Here is a 15640-nt window from a genome sequence, read left to right as displayed (position 1 = left end):
AACCCATTGTTACGCAAAACCAAATCCGCACATATAAATTGGGTAAAAATTTAATTTCTGAGCCTAAATCCCATGCCCAAGTAACCAAAAAAACACAAAAACATAACCTATTCCCTGCAAAAAAGTTTTCATATAATTACTCCTAAACAGTATGTGAAATAAACTTCAACACATCAACCATCGTCAACTCAAACACCAATTCCTCTACTCTCTCCAAATTGATGTTTTCGCTAACGAATATTTTATTTAATATTGAATTAAAACCGCCCCCCAAGCAAAACCACCACCAATACCTTCTAGTAACAAAATTTGTCCGCGTTGAATGCGACCATCACGCACCCCTGCATCTAACGCCAACGGAATAGATGCAGCAGATGTATTGGCGTGTTCTGCCACCGTTAAAATCACTTTATCCATACTCAAACCCAAATGTTTGGCAGTAGATTCAATGATACGGCGATTGGCTTGGTGCGGAATCATCCAATCCACTTGGTCAGCTGTATAATCTGCCATCTCTAGAACCTCTTGTGCGACTGCTGCCAATTGTTTCACGGCAAATTTAAACACACCCTGCCCGTCCATTTCCACAAACGGCGAACCGCATATTTGTCCATCAATCATTTGCGCTGGCACTTTCAACAAATCCAGATAATGACCATCGGCGTGTAAACGGCTGCTGATGATACCCACATCATCACTTGCACCCAACACCACCGCACCTGCGCCATCGCCAAACAATACACAAGTGCCACGGTCTTCCCAATTCAAAATTCGGCTAAAGATGTCTGCACCAATGACCAAAGCTTTGGTTGCCATACCACTTTGAATGTAAGCATTAGCTGTGGCAAGCGCATACATAAACCCTGCACACACCGCTTGCACGTCAAACGCAGGGCAGCCTGAAATCCCCAATTTCTGTTGTACCATAGTGGCTGTGGACGGAAACTGCATATCAGGCGTGGTGGTGGCAACAATAATCAAGTCAATTTCATCAGCAGAAATTGCTGCTGCTTCAATTGCTTGGCGAGCGGCAGCAGTGGCTAAATCACTGGTTTTTTCGTTATCGGAAGCGATGTGGCGAGCTTTAATGCCCGTGCGTGTGGTAATCCATTCATCTGATGTGTCAATTCGCTGTGCTAAATCATCATTGCTGACACGATTTTGAGGTAAATAGCTGCCTGTCCCTAAAATTTTGCTGTACTTCATATTGTCTTTCTTTCAAGTCCTTCGGTTTAACCTAATTGTAGGGCATTTAATTATGTTAGAATACTTTTTTAATCAATTTTGATGGGAAAATAAACATTATGCGATTATTACACACTATGTTACGCGTGGGTAATTTAGATAAATCTTTGAATTTTTATACAGAAGTTTTAGGAATGCGCGTATTACGCCGCAAAGATTATCCTGAAGGCAAATTCACACTTGCTTTTGTCGGCTATGGCGAAGAAAGCGATACCACCGTTTTAGAATTAACCCACAATTGGGACACACCAACTTACGATTTGGGCAATGCTTTTGGACACATCGCAGTTGAAGTGGACGATGCCTACGCGGCTTGTGATGCAGTTCGCGCCAAAGGCGGTAAAGTAACGCGTGAAGCTGGCCCAATGAAACACGGCAGCACCGTGATTGCCTTTGTGGAAGATCCTGACGGATATAAAATTGAATTTATTCAAAAAAAATCAGGTAATGACAGCTATTCACAAAATTAGAACCTGTATTCATAGCTAACGTGAAATGTTTTTTGTCCCAGTTGGTACGAACGCAAGGCAAATTTTGTGCTAAATAGTGTTCCTATCAGTATGAAATTCAACGCAGCAGGCGTGCTAAATGGAGCAAAAAGACATCGCACTTGGCTGTGAATACAGGTTCTTAATTTTCAGGCTGCCTGAAAATCATTTTTCATGAGAATACCCATCATGGCACATTATGCAATTGGCGATTTACAAGGTTGCTATACCGAATTAGCCAAATTATTGAATAAAATAAATTTTAATCATGGAACAGACACTCTGTGGCTGGTAGGCGATATTGTTAATCGTGGTGCATACTCATTGGAATGCCTGCAATTTTGTATGCAACACGAAAGCAGCGTACAAATGGTGTTAGGCAATCATGATTTACACCTGCTCGCGCTGGCATACGGCTACGGCAAACTCAAACGCAGCGACACGCTTACCTCAATCTTGCAACACCCTAATTTAAACAAAATGCGTGATTGGTTGCGCCAACAACCGTTAATGCGCCATAACCAAACCCATGTTTTGGTACACGCTGGCTTATTCCCAGAGTGGACAGTGGCGCAATCCGCCCAATTAGCGCATGAAGTAGAACAGGAATTACACCACAATCCACGTGGTTATTTTGCCAATATGTATGGCAACCAACCTGAATTTTGGTCTCCCGATTTGGAGGGATACGACCGTTTGCGCTTTATCACAAATGCGTTTACCCGAATGCGCGTACTCAATCCAAACAATGGATTAGACCATCAATACAAAAACGTGTACCACAACATTCCTACGCCCCAGTACGCATGGTTTGATGCGCCTAATCGGCAGCATTTGAGTCATCAAATTGTGTTCGGACATTGGTCAGCATTGGGATTTCTGAATGAAAAACAAATTATTGCGTTGGATACGGGCGCGTTGTGGGGAGGACAATTGACCGCAATCAATCTCGCTACCGAAGAAATTACCCAAATCCAAAGTGAAAATCAAACCAATTGGCGTAAGTAAATAATAAGCTTTTGGGTTTGTCGTGTATTGAAAGGCTGCCTGAAAGCATTTGACAACATTAATATGCGAACCACAACCATCACACGCAACACCAACAAAACCCAAATCACCATATTCGCCAACAAGTTAAATGAAACGGTTTAATAGATTTAAACATTGGTTTGCCAAATTGAACTTAATAGTCGTTTAAAATGAAAAATACTGCTGCGTTGCCCGCTTCCCTATGTACTAAGATGTACACAGAGGTCGCCCTGTCCTATTTTTATTTTAAACGACTTATGGGTTAATTTTGATGATGTGAGAATCGCAAGCAAATTCACCAGAAAAATAAACGCGTATTTTTTGTATAATAATAGCGATGTTTATCTATCTTTCAGACAGCCAAAATATAATGACAAAACAATCTTATTCCGAATCCAGTATCCAAGTTTTAAAAGGTTTAGAACCTGTCAAAGAACGCCCTGGTATGTACACGCGCACCGACTCGCCCACTCATATTTGTCAAGAAGTGATTGACAATGCGGCAGACGAAGCTTTAGGTGGCTTTGCTACTCAAATTGATGTGAAAATTCAATCAGATGGTTCGCTTTGCGTACGCGATAACGGACGCGGTATCCCGACTGGTTTGCATCCAATAGAAAAAATTCCTGTGGTGGAACTTGTGTTTACCCAGCTACACGCAGGTGGCAAATTCAACAAAAAATCGGGTGATGGCGCGTATGCGTTTTCAGGTGGTTTGCATGGTGTGGGTGTGTCGGTAACCAACGCACTCTCCACTCGCTTAGAAGTGATGGTGAAACGTGAAGGCAAAATCTCGCGGATTGTGTTCGCAAATGGCGATGTGGTTGAACCGCTCACGCAAATTGGCAAATGTGCAATCAAAGACACAGGCACAGAAGTACGCGTCTACCCCAATCCAAAATATTTTGAAAGCCCAAACTACAATATTGGCGAATTAGAACGCCTATTACGCGCTAAAGCAGTTTTATTACAAGGTGTTACCGTGTCGCTAACGCGCCACATAAAAGGGCTACCTGAAACCCAAACGTGGCATTATCCGCAAGGTTTACGCAGCTATTTAACCGATTTACTGGAAAATACACAAGAAATTGTACCGATTTTTGCAGCGGAAAATTACATTTCAGGCAGCCACGACGATTTCAACGCAGGCGAAGGCGCAGCATTTGCACTCACTTGGCTGGAAGACGGTTCATGCGCCAATGAAAGTTACGTCAATTTGATTCCCACACCACTCGGTGGTACGCATGAAGCAGGTTTGAAGCAGGCTGCATTCAATGCGGTAAACAATTTTATCATGCACCATAACTTATTGCCTCGTGGTGTAAAATTGCAAAGCGATGACGTATTCAGCCGCGTGGCATTTGTGCTGTCGGCTCGTGTTTTGGATCCACAATTTCAAGGGCAAACCAAAGACAAATTAACCAACCGCGATGCACTGAAATTGGTGGCAACGGTATGCAGCGACCCTTTGGAATTGTGGCTCAATCAAAATGTGGAAATTGGTAGAAAAATTGCGGAGTTAGCAATTAAACAAGCGCAAGCGCGTATGCGTTCCGTGAAAAAAATTGAAAAGAAAAAAGGCTCGGGCGTAGCAGTTCTACCAGGCAAATTAACCGATTGCGAAAGCGAAGATACACGCGAAAATGAACTTTTTTTGGTGGAAGGCGACTCTGCTGGTGGTTCAGCAAAATTAGCACGTGATAAAAGTTTTCAGGCTGTGTTGCCTTTGCGTGGTAAAGTATTGAATTCATTTGAAGTAAATCGCGACCAATTATTTGGTAATGCCGAAATTCACGATATATCGGTGGCAATTGGCATAGACCCACACGGCAAAAATGAAGACGTGGATTTAAGCGGTTTGCGTTATGGCAAAATTGCGATTTTGTCCGATGCTGACGTTGATGGCTCTCATATTCAAGTTTTGCTTTTAACGCTTTTTTACCGACATTTCCCGAAATTAATAGAAAATGGCAACATTTATGTCGCACAACCGCCGCTTTTCCGCGTGGACGTAAACGCACAAAGCAAAACCAAACCAGCCCGCAAATTCTACGCATTAGACCAAGCTGAATTAGATGGCATCTTGGAACGCCTGAAAAAAGAAAATGTCAAAGAATCCGCCTATTCCATTAGCCGATTCAAAGGGTTGGGCGAAATGAATCCCGACCAACTCAAAGACACCACGCTGCACCCCGACACGCGCAGACTGCTGCAAGTCCATATTCCAGAAGCGATGGCAGACAACACCGAAAGCGTGTTCCTAAAATTAATGGGCAAAGGCGAAGCCAGCTCACGCCGTGCATGGATGGAGGTAGAAGGCGATAAAGCAGAAGTGGATATCTAAACTGATTCACTCATTTTATTCATCTAATTTATTCATTTCCACTTAAAGGAATTATCATGATAAATCAAAGACTAAATCAATTACGCGATTTGATGCGCCAACACAAAATTCATGCTTACATCGTCCCAACTGCCGACCCTCATTTGTCCGAATATCTACCCGAACATTGGCAAGCGCGACAATGGCTTAGCGGTTTTACGGGTTCAGCTGGCACATTGGTGGTTACAGCAGACCAGGCCGCATTGTGGACGGACAGTCGCTATTGGGAACAAGCTGCTCACCAACTCGCCAATAGCCATATTATTTTACAAAAACAAGGAATCATGCCAGAACCTGCCGATTGGCTGGCACAAAATTTACCAAATCATTCACGTGTGGCGGTGGCAGCGGATATGTTATCTTGGGCAACACAAAAACGTTTTCAGGCTGCCTTTTCAGCCAAAAACATTGAATTAAATACACAAATTGATTTATTAACCGATTTGTGGGCAGAACGCAATGCGTTACCCGATGCGCCTGTTTTTGCACATGCCAGCGAATGTATTTACCAAAACTCAACAGAAAAATTGGCGCGTATTCGTGAATTTATGCAGAAAAAACAAGCAGATTATCATTTAATTTCCAGTTTAGATGACATTGCATGGCTGACAAATTTACGTGGCAATGATGTGCCGTATAACCCTGTTTTTTTGGCATATTTGCTTATTTCTGCTACACACGCTATTTTATTTGCCGATGCGAATAAATTTGGCGAAACCGAAAAAAAATTTTTAAATCAATCAGGTATTGAATTAAATGATTATCATCAAATCGTAAATGAATTGGCGAACATTTCAGGCAGCCTGTTAATTGATGCCAATAAAACCGCCGTATCCACATTGGCAAAATTACCCAATAACATTGAATTAATTGAAGATATTAACCCAAGCAGTTTATTCAAAGCACAAAAATCAGCCGAAGAAATCGCCCACATTCGCCAAGCCATGCGCGAAGATGGCGCAGCTTTATGCGGCTTTTTCGCTGAATTGGAACACGATTTAATGATGGACAAAACCATCACCGAATGGGACATTGGCGAACGTTTGACCGCGCATCGCAGCAAACGACCATTGTACATTTCTCCCAGTTTTGGCACGATTGCTGGTTTTGGCGAAAATGGCGCACAACCACATTATGCCGCTACTCCTGATTCTCATAGCGTATTGAAAGGTAATGGTTTATTACTAATTGATTCAGGCGCACAATACCACAACGGCACCACCGACATCACACGTGTCATGGCAATCGGCACGGCAAGTGATGCAGAAAAACGTGATTTTACGTTGGTACTGAAAGCGCATATTGCATTGGCATCGGCGGTGTTTCCTGAAAATCTTTCGGCGGCGGTGCTTGATGCCATTTGTCGTGCGCCAATGTGGCAAGCGCAATGCGATTACGGACACGGCACAGGTCATGGCGTGGGTTACTGTTTGAATGTACACGAATTTCCTGCATCAATTGCTTATCGGGCAGCAGCAAATCCACATAATATTTTGAAAGTAGGACAGCTGATTTCCAATGAACCCGCGATTTATCGTTCGGGTGGTTGGGGGATTCGGATTGAGAATTTAGTGGTATGCCAGCCTGTGAGTAACCCCCAAGAAACCGCGTTTGGCAAATTTTTACGTTTTGAGACAGTAACATTGTGTCCGATTGATACACGTTTGATTATCAAAGAGTTATTAACATCAGCCGAATGCGATTGGCTAAACACATATCACGCTGATGTACGTGAAAAATTGTCGCCATTGGTAGACGGCAAGGCGCGGGATTGGTTAATTGAACGCACGCAGAAAATTTAACATACTGAATCCATTCATAAAATAATCTTTCAGGCTGCCTGAAAAAGTTGAAAATACTTTTCAGGCAACCTGAATATTCCAAGTCAATTATTTTGCAAATTTTTCCAATGCGGCAACGGCTGACAATTCTTTGCCTTCCAAAAACTCCAAGAATGCGCCACCACCTGTGGAAATGTAGCCGATTTGGTCGGTAACCCCAAATTTGGCAATCGCCGCCAATGTATCGCCACCACCTGCGATAGAGAAACCCTCGCTCTCAGCAATCGCTTTCGCCAACACTTTTGTACCGCCTGCAAATTGGTCAAACTCAAATACCCCAACAGGACCATTCCACACGATTGTGCCAGCATTTTTCAAAATCTCGGCTAATTGTTGCGCAGACTGTGTACCAATATCCAAAATCATGTCGTCTGCTGCCACATCATCAATAGATTTGGTTTCTGCTTTTGCGTTTTGGGCAAACTCTTTCGCAGTAACCACATCAACCGGCAAAGGCACAACGCCACCTTTTTGCGCCATCTTGTCCATGATTTTTTTGGCTTCGTCCACCAAATCTGCTTCGGCTAAAGATTTGCCAATCGGTTTGCCTTGCGCCAACAAAAACGTGTTAGCAATACCACCGCCAACAATCAAATTGTCCACTTTATCCGCCAAACTTTCCAAAATCGTCAATTTGGTAGAAACCTTGCTGCCCGCGACAATTGCCACCAATGGACGTGCTGGCTGTTTCAACGCTTTGCCTAACGCATCCAATTCTCCAGCCATCAAAATCCCTGCACACGCCACAGGTGCAGCCGCTGCCACTGCTTCTGTAGAGGCTTCAGCGCGGTGTGCTGTGCCAAACGCATCATTTACGAAAATATCGCACAAACTGGCGTAGGCTTTACCTAATTCAACATTATTTTTCTTTTCACCTTTGTTGATGCGAACATTTTGCAGCATCACAACTTCCCCAGCTTTGATTTCAGGCTGCGTACCCTGCCAGTCATTCAATACGCTAACTTCTTTACCAAGTAATTCGCCTAAATGTTTGGCAACAGGCATAACATCATCTTCGGGTTTGAATTCGCCTTCGGTGGGGCGACCCAAATGGCTCATCACAATCACACCTGCACCATTATCCAAACAATAGCGGATTGATGCCAGCGAAGCGCGAACACGCGTATCATCGCTGATTTTGCCGTCTTGAAAAGGAACATTCAAATCAGCACGAATTAAGACGGTTTTACCGTTTACATTTTGATCGGTTAATTTTAAAAAACTCATGGTATATCCTTCAGTTAGATTGACAAAACAAATTTGTTTTTTCAGGCAGCCTGAAAAATTATTGCCGACGTGCTGCCATCATTTGCCCAATTTTTCGTAAATTTTCGGCAGGAATATGTTGCTTACCCCATTCAAACAATTGTTCTTCTTGGGGAATATGTTTGGCGTACCCCTGAGTAAACTGCTGAATCAATAGACTGTCTAGCGCATCACGTTCGCCTTGTAGCACGGCAGATAATTGCTGATTCAATAATCGCCAATTTTCATGTAAATCAATGTGTTGATTTTCTAATTCTGAGATAATAGGTTGTGCCAACGGATAAAATTGCACCAATTCAGGAAAAAAATTTTGCTCTTCGTCTTCGTGATGCAAAGGCGCGGCGCGATTAAAATAAGTGCAAATTTGTGTGATGGCTTGCTTGGCGATATCGTTACAACCATTTTGTTGTAAATAATCAGGTAATTTATTAATTTGATTGCAAAATTTTTTCACTTTACCATGACACGCGTAAAGCATTTCAATGGGATCGTCCCAAGAGGGCGCGGCAGTATCCAATAAATTTATCATCGTGAAATTCCTGTATTAAGGCTTCAGGCTGCCTGAAAAATGGTTTGTGCAACAATAGGTTGATTCAATCGCGTATTTGTGCCATTTTTTAAGGCTGCCTGAAAATCATTAAACGCCATTAATTGTGAACCAAAACGGCGTAAATGTTCGGTATCTTGTTGGCAATCAATCAGTTGCACGCCGCATTTGGCTAAAAATGGTACAGCGTGCGCAAACGCAATTTTACTCGCATCGGATTCATGTGCGAACATGGATTCACCAAAAAAAATTTGACCAATTTGGACACCATACAACCCACCTGTTAATTTATTATTTTCATTATAAAATTCAAATGAATGCGCATGTCCCATTTGGTGCAATTGCGTGTAGGCTGCCTGAAAAGCAGGTGCAATCCAAGTGCCATGTTGATGTGGTCGCGGCGTGGCGGCACATTGCGCAATGACTTCTGCAAATTGCTGGTTTACTGAAACACAGTACCTCTTGTTTTGTATGGATTTTTTCAACGAACGCGACAACTTCAATTGTTCAGGCAGCAAAACTGCGCGCGGTGCAATACTGAACCAATAAAAAAAATGCTCATCGTTGTACCAAGGAAAAATGCCTTGTGGATAAGCTTTCAGCAGTAATGCAGGCGACAGCGAGTCGGTTACACAAACCAAACCATCTTGATTTTCAATGGCATAACGCGGATTCGGAAACGAATCTTGGGGTAAAATAAGCGGAATCATGGTTTACTCACGATGGCGACCATGCCAAAAATATCGCCACACAAACGCAGGAAAACTCAACACCAAATACAAACAAATCACAATGGCATAGAACGCCCAACCCTGTTGATGCACCGCACCCGTGCGTTTTTCCAGCAAAAATGCTAACCCCGCAATCAACACAAATCCCAAAACCAATTCACTCAAATGATGCAAAATATTTTTATTTTTCAATGGAATCACACCCAATCCACGTTGTGTCAAAAATGGCGCATTCGCCATAATCAACGCCAAAATCAATAAGGTGTACATAGATGTCGTCATAATCTGATTTTTGTGTAAAAAAAGAAATTGTACAATAATTTTCAGGCTGCCTGATAATCTAAATCTTATCAAGGCAGCCTGCAAAATATTAAAAGCCTGAATTTTTCAATACTATTTGAATAAAATTCATTAATTGACTCGGGAAAACTCCCCAAATCAACAACATAATTGCATTAAATGACAATAATACAGCAGTCAATGAATCGCTGTTAATGGGCGATTCGTCTGCTTTATTGTCAAAATACATGGTTTTAACCACGCGTAAATAGTAGAACGCACCAACCAACGACATCACCACCGCAAACACCGCTACACCAACCGTCCACGCATAAGGTGCAGAAACCAACGCTTTTAATACCGCAAATTTCGCGTAAAAACCCATCAGTGGTGGAATCCCAGCCATGCTAAACAACACCAGCAACATCATAAATGCATACCACGCATGGCGTTGATTTAAACCTGCTAAATCCGAAATATTTTCACATTCAAAACCTTGATGACTCAACAGCATCATCACACCAAAACCAGCTGAACTCATCACAGCATACGCAATCGCATAATATATTGCAGCTTCCAACCCAATGACACTGCCCAAAAAACCCAACAACACAAAACCCATGTGCGATACCGTAGAAAACGCCAACATTCGTTTTAAATTGGTTTGCATAATGGCTGCCAAATTGCCCACCGCCAATGATGCAATCGCAATCGCTGCAAACATCACTTGCCAATCCGCTTTTTGGAACAACAAACCACCTACCATAATACGGAATGTGAATACAGTCGCCGCAATTTTTGGCACAGAACCCACAAATGCTGCTACCGAAGTCGGTGCGCCTTGATACACGTCCGCCACCCACATATGAAACGGTGCAGCACCAAATTTAAACGCCACCGCTGCCACAATAAATAGCACACCTAATTTCAATAACCACTCATTAACAGAACCTGCTTGGCTAGCTGCTGCAATTTGCGCAAAATTCAGGCTGCCTGTTGCACCGTAAACCATGGAAATGCCATATAGCAAAATTCCCGATGCCAACGCGCCCAATACAAAATATTTCAATGCAGCTTCCGATGCTTGTGCGTCTTCACGGCGCAAAGCAATCATCGCGTACAACGACAGCGACAATAACTCCAACCCCACGTAAGCACTCAAAAAATGCCCTGCACTAATCATCACGCCCATACCTGCATTCGCAAATAATGCCAACGTATAGAATTCGCCTTTGAAAATTTCGCGGTTTTGATTGTAAGGTTTGGCGTACACAAACAATAACGCCGTACCCAAATAAATCGCAATTTTACTTAATTGCGAAATACCGTCCGCAATATACATTCCACTCAATGCCGCAATCGGTTCGGTTGTCCAAACCGCCATTTGCCCAAACACAGCCGCCAACAAAACAATAATACTCAATGCGTGTGTAATGTAACGATTTTTATCATTCGTCCACAAATCCGCCAACAAAACAGCAAATAAACCAGTGAGCAACACAATTTCAGGCATGGCTACACTCAAATTCAAACTTGTCCAATCCATAACACACCTCAAATTTTGCTTTGCGCCACTTGGGCAATTAAATTATCTGCGGCTTGATGCACCACAGCAATAAACGCTTCGGGATACAAACCCATACCTAATACAGCCATCGCTAAAATTGTCAGAATCGCAAATTCACGCTTGTTGATATCTTTCATTTCAGCAACGTGCGGATTGGTAATCTCGCCAAAAATCGTGCGTTTATACATCCACAACGTGTAAGATGCACCCAAAATCAGGGTAATCGCCGCTAATGCCCCAATCCACAAATTCACATGAACTGCGCCCATAATCACCATAAATTCGCCAACGAAACCCGAAGTTGCGGGCAAACCTGCATTCGCCATCCCAAACAGCATCATAAATGCCGCAAATTTTGGCATCACATTGACCACGCCACCATAATCGGCAATATTACGCGTGTGCAAACGATCATACATAACACCAATACACATAAACATCGCAGCAGAGACAAAACCATGCGAAATCATTTGCACAATCGCACCCTTTAAGCCCCAGTCATTCAATTCACCCAAAAGGCTGCCTGAAAACATACCACTAAACAAGAAAATACCCAGCGTTACAAAACCCATATGACTAATTGATGAATACGCCACTAATTTTTTCATATCGGTTTGCACCAACGCCACCATACCAACGTAAATCACGGCAATCAAGCTCAACACAATCACAACTGGTGCAAAATAGCGAGACGCATCAGGCACAATCGGCAACACAAAGCGCAAGAAACCATACGCGCCGATTTTCAGTGTAATCGCTGCCAACACCATCGAACCACCAGTCGGGGCTTCAACGTGTGCGTCAGGCAGCCAAGTATGCACTGGGAACATTGGCACTTTCACGGCAAACGACAGGAAAAACGCAATGAACAACAATTGCTGTACACCCAAAGGAATTTGCTTAATTGCTTGCAAATCAGAAATCATAAAGCTGTTGGCTTGATAACCCAAATAAATCAGTGCCACCAACATCAACAACGAACCCAACAATGTGTATAAAAACAATTTCATCGCCGCATACACGCGTCTTGGACCGCCCCACATACCGATAATCAGGTAAAGCGGAATCAGCATGCCTTCAAAGAAGACATAGAATAAAATTGCGTCCTGCGCCGCAAATGCGCCGTTAATCAAGCCCGACATAATAAGAAATGCCGCCATGTATTGCGCGGGGCGATTCTGAATCACTTCCCACGCTGACAACACCACCATCAGCGTGATAAAGGCGTTCAAAATGATAAACAGCACGGAAATACCATCCACACCAAGCGCGTAATTGAGATTGAGCGTGGGTATCCACGAATGCAGTTCGGTGAACTGATAGCCGCCGTTGCTGCGGTCAAACTGGGTAAACAAGGGCAGCGTAACCAAAAAGCCAGCCGCTGCGCCAATCAACGCGAGTATGCGTGCCAAAGGAGCCCGACTATCTGAGCCAGTTGCCAGCACTAGCACGCCTGATAATATCGGCAGCCAAATTGCCAAACTGAGTAAGTTATTGAAAAACATAGTAGTAGCCTGTTTTCTCTTTGATTTAAATTAAAATTGTTTTTGTGGCGGCTGCGATTTCAGGCAGCCTGAAAATTATTTGTACCATTTTTGGGTGCCACAATTATATACCCATCTTTCCTAAATTCTTGTGGCGTAGGTTGCGTTTTAACACATAATTTGCCCTGACATAATTTTACGTCAGCTTGGCTATATAACTGCACAGCTTCCGCACTTAACTTATTTTCCCGAATTATACCTTTATAATAAAAAACCAACCACAACGCAGAACCAATTACCGCAACCAAAGCCACGCTAGACAAAACACCAATTTTCATCAAAATAGAATGCGATACTTTGTTTAAATCTTTTTTAATCATCGCAGCAAATTGACTAAAATCCAACATTTGCTTTTTTAAATCTTCTAATTGCTGTTGAAAATCCTGCATACTGTCCTGACTACCATCAGCAACTTGTTGAGCTACTTGTTCACGCAATTTTTCAACATGACGAGCAAGTGCTGTTTCAATGCTTTCATCCAGCACCTGTAATCTCTGTTCTAATTGATAGGCTACTTGCTGCTGAATTTGCACAGCATTTTCAGCATCTTCTTTAAGATGTTGTGCTACCACAGCCATATTGCTAACAGCTTGATATAATTCTTCAATATGCATTTTAAGACCTTATCATTATATGCCGTTGTTGCTCTACTTGCTGCGCTTCTGCCAGCTGTTCAGCAGCACGCTCTTGTTCGGCTTCTTTTAATTGCTGCACTTGCTCGGCAACTTCTTGATTACGCTGTTGCGTATAAGCGTGATTAGCCACAACTAACGACAAGGCATCTCTATCACCTGAAGTGTATGCCGCAAGTAATTTATGAACCATGTCTTGGGCAAGTGAAGCCGATAAATCTTTTATATTTGATTGACTATCAATCACTAAATCAACTTTATCATGATTAACTTGATTATAATTTAAACTACTTTCTTTCCAAGGATTAAACTTATCAGGTACTAATTCATATATTTCACGAGAAAAACTTTCTAATACATCTAAACCAAAACCTTTCCAATTTTCTAAATTGTAAAAATCATGAGTAGACATTTTGTCACCAGGATATGCCAACGAAATAGCTGTAATGGCTGCTGCAGTTCTATCAAAAATAATTCCACCAACAGGGATTTTATCACTCATAAGAAAACTTGCTATAGCCGAAGTATCCGACATAATAGCTTGAATCTTGCTTATATCAACAACTCCTTTCTGATAATCTGCTATGAAACCTTTGAAATTATCTCGTAATCTATCTACTGCTTGCAGAGCATTAACACCGCCAAAAAACTTACCCCTTGCTGCATTAGTTTTATCATCAAATCCAGTATATTGAGCAATATTTTGTGTCATTACACCTATTGCCAAACGTACACTTCTCTTTGCCTGCTCATAATGTTCTGCTTTTTGTTCAGATGAAACTGACGGATCGCCTGCTTGACGAACATTATTAATAGCATTGCCAATTTCTAATAAGAAATTTACGCGATACGCCATAATCAAAACCTTTCTTAATTTCTTAATTATTTTTTCAAACTTCACATGAGGAAGTATATAAATACTTATTCCAAAAATAAAGAATAAAATTCATCAATATAACTAAAAAAATAAATAATTTATAATAAAATAATTCATTATAATACTTCTGAATTAATTGTAACTTACTAATAGAAATACGACTAGATTCAAGTCCTGTCAATATCAACAGATTCTCTCCACCAATATAGTAGTCTATACCATCTATTTTTTGATAAGAAATTTTAACCACCTCATTTTTAGGAATTTTTTCCCAAAAATTAGAGCAATTTTCTTTTAAGAGTAAACTACAGGCGATAAAGCCTATACGCTTTTTATCTTTATTTTCTAAAAATAAAAACCAAGCAGTTTCTGGTGCATATCTGGCAGTTTCAAATGATTTTGAACGCAAAATAGCATATCCATCATCATTGTACCAATAGTTTTCACTGTCTCCATTAACTACACTTCCAGAGAATGTATTCTCTACTTTATTATTTTCTAAATCATGTATTTTAAAATTAAACAATTGCAAAAAAAATAATACAATCATCAAAACAATAATTGTTGTAACAGTGTAATATTTATCCCATTTTAAATTAAAATATCCATCACTATAATATCTCTTACGATAAACTACTAAATTTACAAAAAGTAGTTCATTTAAAATATAGACAATCACTTCTGGCTCAGAGAAATTATTTCTATTAAAATAACTATTAAATAAAAAATACGAAATTATGATTATAAATATTTTAAAGAAAATAAGTGATTTTATATTAGAATACTTATTTAGGGATTTTAACTTGTTTACAAACATAATAAATATCACTCATAAAAAGCAAATGCAAGATAAACTCATTGCTCTACGCATTTTTTATTTTCAAGCTGCCTGAAAGTCAGGGGCAAGACCACAAATTCCAGAAAAATGCCACAATCATCACCAACACGCCAAACACCATCACAGCCGCGTAAGTGTAAATAAAACCAGTTTGTGCTTTGCGAACTTGCGCGGCAACTGCACCCATCAGTTTTGCCGAACCGTTCACGATGCCATTCTAAATTCTTGCAGCGTAGTTTGTGTTTTAACACATAATTTGTCCTGACATAATTTTACATCAGCTTGGCTATATAACTGCACAGCTTCCGCGCTTAACTTATTTCCGTGAATTATATCTTTATAATAAGAATAGACTTCCTGCGAAACAATAATC

Annotated in this window: 16 protein-coding genes; 4 read left to right on the top strand and 12 right to left on the bottom strand. The window is 41.3% G+C overall.

What is annotated here, in order from left to right:
- Window positions 1-246: 246 nt before the first annotated feature.
- Window positions 247-1206, bottom strand: a complete 960-nt coding sequence (locus BWP33_RS00450; RefSeq protein ID WP_002642644.1) for a beta-ketoacyl-ACP synthase III — start codon at window positions 1204-1206, stop codon at window positions 247-249.
- 98 nt (window positions 1207-1304) lie between these two features.
- On the opposite strand from BWP33_RS00450, the gene gloA reads away from it, so the two are divergent.
- Both gloA and BWP33_RS00440 read left to right on the top strand, forming a co-directional pair.
- Window positions 1305-1715, top strand: coding sequence for a lactoylglutathione lyase (gene gloA / locus BWP33_RS00445; protein WP_002642645.1), 411 nt, complete (start codon window positions 1305-1307; stop codon window positions 1713-1715).
- A gap of 207 nt (window positions 1716-1922) precedes the next feature.
- Window positions 1923-2741: a symmetrical bis(5'-nucleosyl)-tetraphosphatase gene (locus BWP33_RS00440; protein WP_002642646.1), complete on the top strand. Its 819-nt coding sequence runs from the start codon at window positions 1923-1925 to the stop codon at window positions 2739-2741.
- Here BWP33_RS00440 and BWP33_RS13085 read toward each other — a convergent pair.
- Window positions 2720-2854, bottom strand: coding sequence for a hypothetical protein (locus BWP33_RS13085; protein ID WP_263479607.1), 135 nt, complete (start codon window positions 2852-2854; stop codon window positions 2720-2722). The genes BWP33_RS00440 and BWP33_RS13085 overlap by 22 nt on opposite strands.
- Window positions 2855-3132: 278 nt before the next feature.
- Here BWP33_RS13085 and BWP33_RS00435 point away from each other — a divergent pair, with 278 nt between their 5' ends.
- Together BWP33_RS00435 and BWP33_RS00430 are read left to right on the top strand one after the other, a co-directional pair.
- A complete protein-coding gene (locus BWP33_RS00435; RefSeq protein ID WP_002642647.1) occupies window positions 3133-5106 on the top strand; it encodes a DNA topoisomerase IV subunit B in 1974 nt (657 codons plus the stop codon).
- Window positions 5107-5156: 50 nt separating this feature from the next.
- Complete coding sequence (locus tag BWP33_RS00430) at window positions 5157-6947, top strand: aminopeptidase P family protein (RefSeq protein WP_104930272.1); 1791 nt, start codon at window positions 5157-5159, stop codon at window positions 6945-6947.
- An 87-nt stretch (window positions 6948-7034) separates the two neighbouring features.
- On the opposite strand, the gene BWP33_RS00425 is transcribed toward BWP33_RS00430, so the two are convergent.
- The 10 genes from BWP33_RS00425 to BWP33_RS12255 form a co-directional block, all read right to left on the bottom strand.
- Window positions 7035-8213 (bottom strand): phosphoglycerate kinase, encoded by a 1179-nt coding sequence (locus tag BWP33_RS00425; RefSeq protein ID WP_002642649.1) that lies wholly within the window; start codon window positions 8211-8213, stop codon window positions 7035-7037.
- A 58-nt stretch (window positions 8214-8271) separates the two neighbouring features.
- A complete protein-coding gene (locus BWP33_RS00420; RefSeq protein WP_002642650.1) occupies window positions 8272-8781 on the bottom strand; it encodes a hemerythrin domain-containing protein in 510 nt (169 codons plus the stop codon).
- A 23-nt stretch (window positions 8782-8804) separates the two neighbouring features.
- Entirely contained in the window at window positions 8805-9509 is a 705-nt protein-coding gene (aat, locus tag BWP33_RS00415) for a leucyl/phenylalanyl-tRNA--protein transferase (RefSeq protein WP_002642651.1), read from the bottom strand.
- Between the two features lie 3 nt (window positions 9510-9512).
- Window positions 9513-9812, bottom strand: a complete 300-nt coding sequence (locus tag BWP33_RS00410; RefSeq protein WP_002642652.1) for a DUF2818 family protein — start codon at window positions 9810-9812, stop codon at window positions 9513-9515.
- An 88-nt stretch (window positions 9813-9900) separates the two neighbouring features.
- On the bottom strand, window positions 9901-11355 hold the full coding sequence (gene nuoN, locus BWP33_RS00405; protein ID WP_002642653.1) for an NADH-quinone oxidoreductase subunit NuoN: 1455 nt from the start codon (window positions 11353-11355) through the stop codon (window positions 9901-9903).
- An 8-nt stretch (window positions 11356-11363) separates the two neighbouring features.
- Entirely contained in the window at window positions 11364-12881 is a 1518-nt protein-coding gene (locus BWP33_RS00400) for an NADH-quinone oxidoreductase subunit M (protein ID WP_002642654.1), read from the bottom strand.
- A gap of 59 nt (window positions 12882-12940) precedes the next feature.
- Window positions 12941-13534 carry a hypothetical protein gene (locus tag BWP33_RS00395; protein ID WP_002642655.1) on the bottom strand — a complete coding sequence of 198 codons (594 nt, stop codon included), beginning with the start codon at window positions 13532-13534 and terminating at the stop codon, window positions 12941-12943.
- 1 nt (window position 13535) lies between these two features.
- Window positions 13536-14408: a hypothetical protein gene (locus BWP33_RS00390; protein WP_002642656.1), complete on the bottom strand. Its 873-nt coding sequence runs from the start codon at window positions 14406-14408 to the stop codon at window positions 13536-13538.
- Between the two features lie 34 nt (window positions 14409-14442).
- Window positions 14443-15246 (bottom strand): hypothetical protein, encoded by an 804-nt coding sequence (locus tag BWP33_RS00385; RefSeq protein ID WP_040629319.1) that lies wholly within the window; start codon window positions 15244-15246, stop codon window positions 14443-14445.
- A 79-nt stretch (window positions 15247-15325) separates the two neighbouring features.
- A complete protein-coding gene (locus BWP33_RS12255; RefSeq protein WP_155999624.1) occupies window positions 15326-15475 on the bottom strand; it encodes a hypothetical protein in 150 nt (49 codons plus the stop codon).
- Between the last annotated feature and the right edge of the window lie 165 nt (window positions 15476-15640).

This window comes from Simonsiella muelleri ATCC 29453 (genome assembly GCF_002951835.1).
In the GTDB taxonomy this organism is placed as follows: Bacteria; Pseudomonadota; Gammaproteobacteria; order Burkholderiales; family Neisseriaceae; genus Simonsiella; species Simonsiella muelleri.
This window is presented reverse-complemented; position numbering and strand designations above follow the sequence as displayed.

Coding starts and splice junctions, on each gene's coding strand:
- BWP33_RS00410 (WP_002642652.1), bottom strand. CDS start 9,812: ATGACGACATCTATGTACACCTTATTGATTTTGGCGTTGATTATGGCG.
- BWP33_RS00450 (WP_002642644.1), bottom strand. CDS start 1,206: ATGAAGTACAGCAAAATTTTAGGGACAGGCAGCTATTTACCTCAAAAT.
- BWP33_RS00435 (WP_002642647.1), top strand. CDS start 3,133: ATGACAAAACAATCTTATTCCGAATCCAGTATCCAAGTTTTAAAAGGT.
- gloA (WP_002642645.1), top strand. CDS start 1,305: ATGCGATTATTACACACTATGTTACGCGTGGGTAATTTAGATAAATCT.
- BWP33_RS00425 (WP_002642649.1), bottom strand. CDS start 8,213: ATGAGTTTTTTAAAATTAACCGATCAAAATGTAAACGGTAAAACCGTC.
- BWP33_RS00400 (WP_002642654.1), bottom strand. CDS start 12,881: ATGTTTTTCAATAACTTACTCAGTTTGGCAATTTGGCTGCCGATATTA.
- aat (WP_002642651.1), bottom strand. CDS start 9,509: ATGATTCCGCTTATTTTACCCCAAGATTCGTTTCCGAATCCGCGTTAT.
- nuoN (WP_002642653.1), bottom strand. CDS start 11,355: ATGGATTGGACAAGTTTGAATTTGAGTGTAGCCATGCCTGAAATTGTG.
- BWP33_RS00440 (WP_002642646.1), top strand. CDS start 1,923: ATGGCACATTATGCAATTGGCGATTTACAAGGTTGCTATACCGAATTA.
- BWP33_RS13085 (WP_263479607.1), bottom strand. CDS start 2,854: ATGGTGATTTGGGTTTTGTTGGTGTTGCGTGTGATGGTTGTGGTTCGC.
- BWP33_RS00395 (WP_002642655.1), bottom strand. CDS start 13,534: ATGCATATTGAAGAATTATATCAAGCTGTTAGCAATATGGCTGTGGTA.
- BWP33_RS00385 (WP_040629319.1), bottom strand. CDS start 15,246: ATGTTTGTAAACAAGTTAAAATCCCTAAATAAGTATTCTAATATAAAA.
- BWP33_RS00390 (WP_002642656.1), bottom strand. CDS start 14,408: ATGGCGTATCGCGTAAATTTCTTATTAGAAATTGGCAATGCTATTAAT.
- BWP33_RS00420 (WP_002642650.1), bottom strand. CDS start 8,781: ATGATAAATTTATTGGATACTGCCGCGCCCTCTTGGGACGATCCCATT.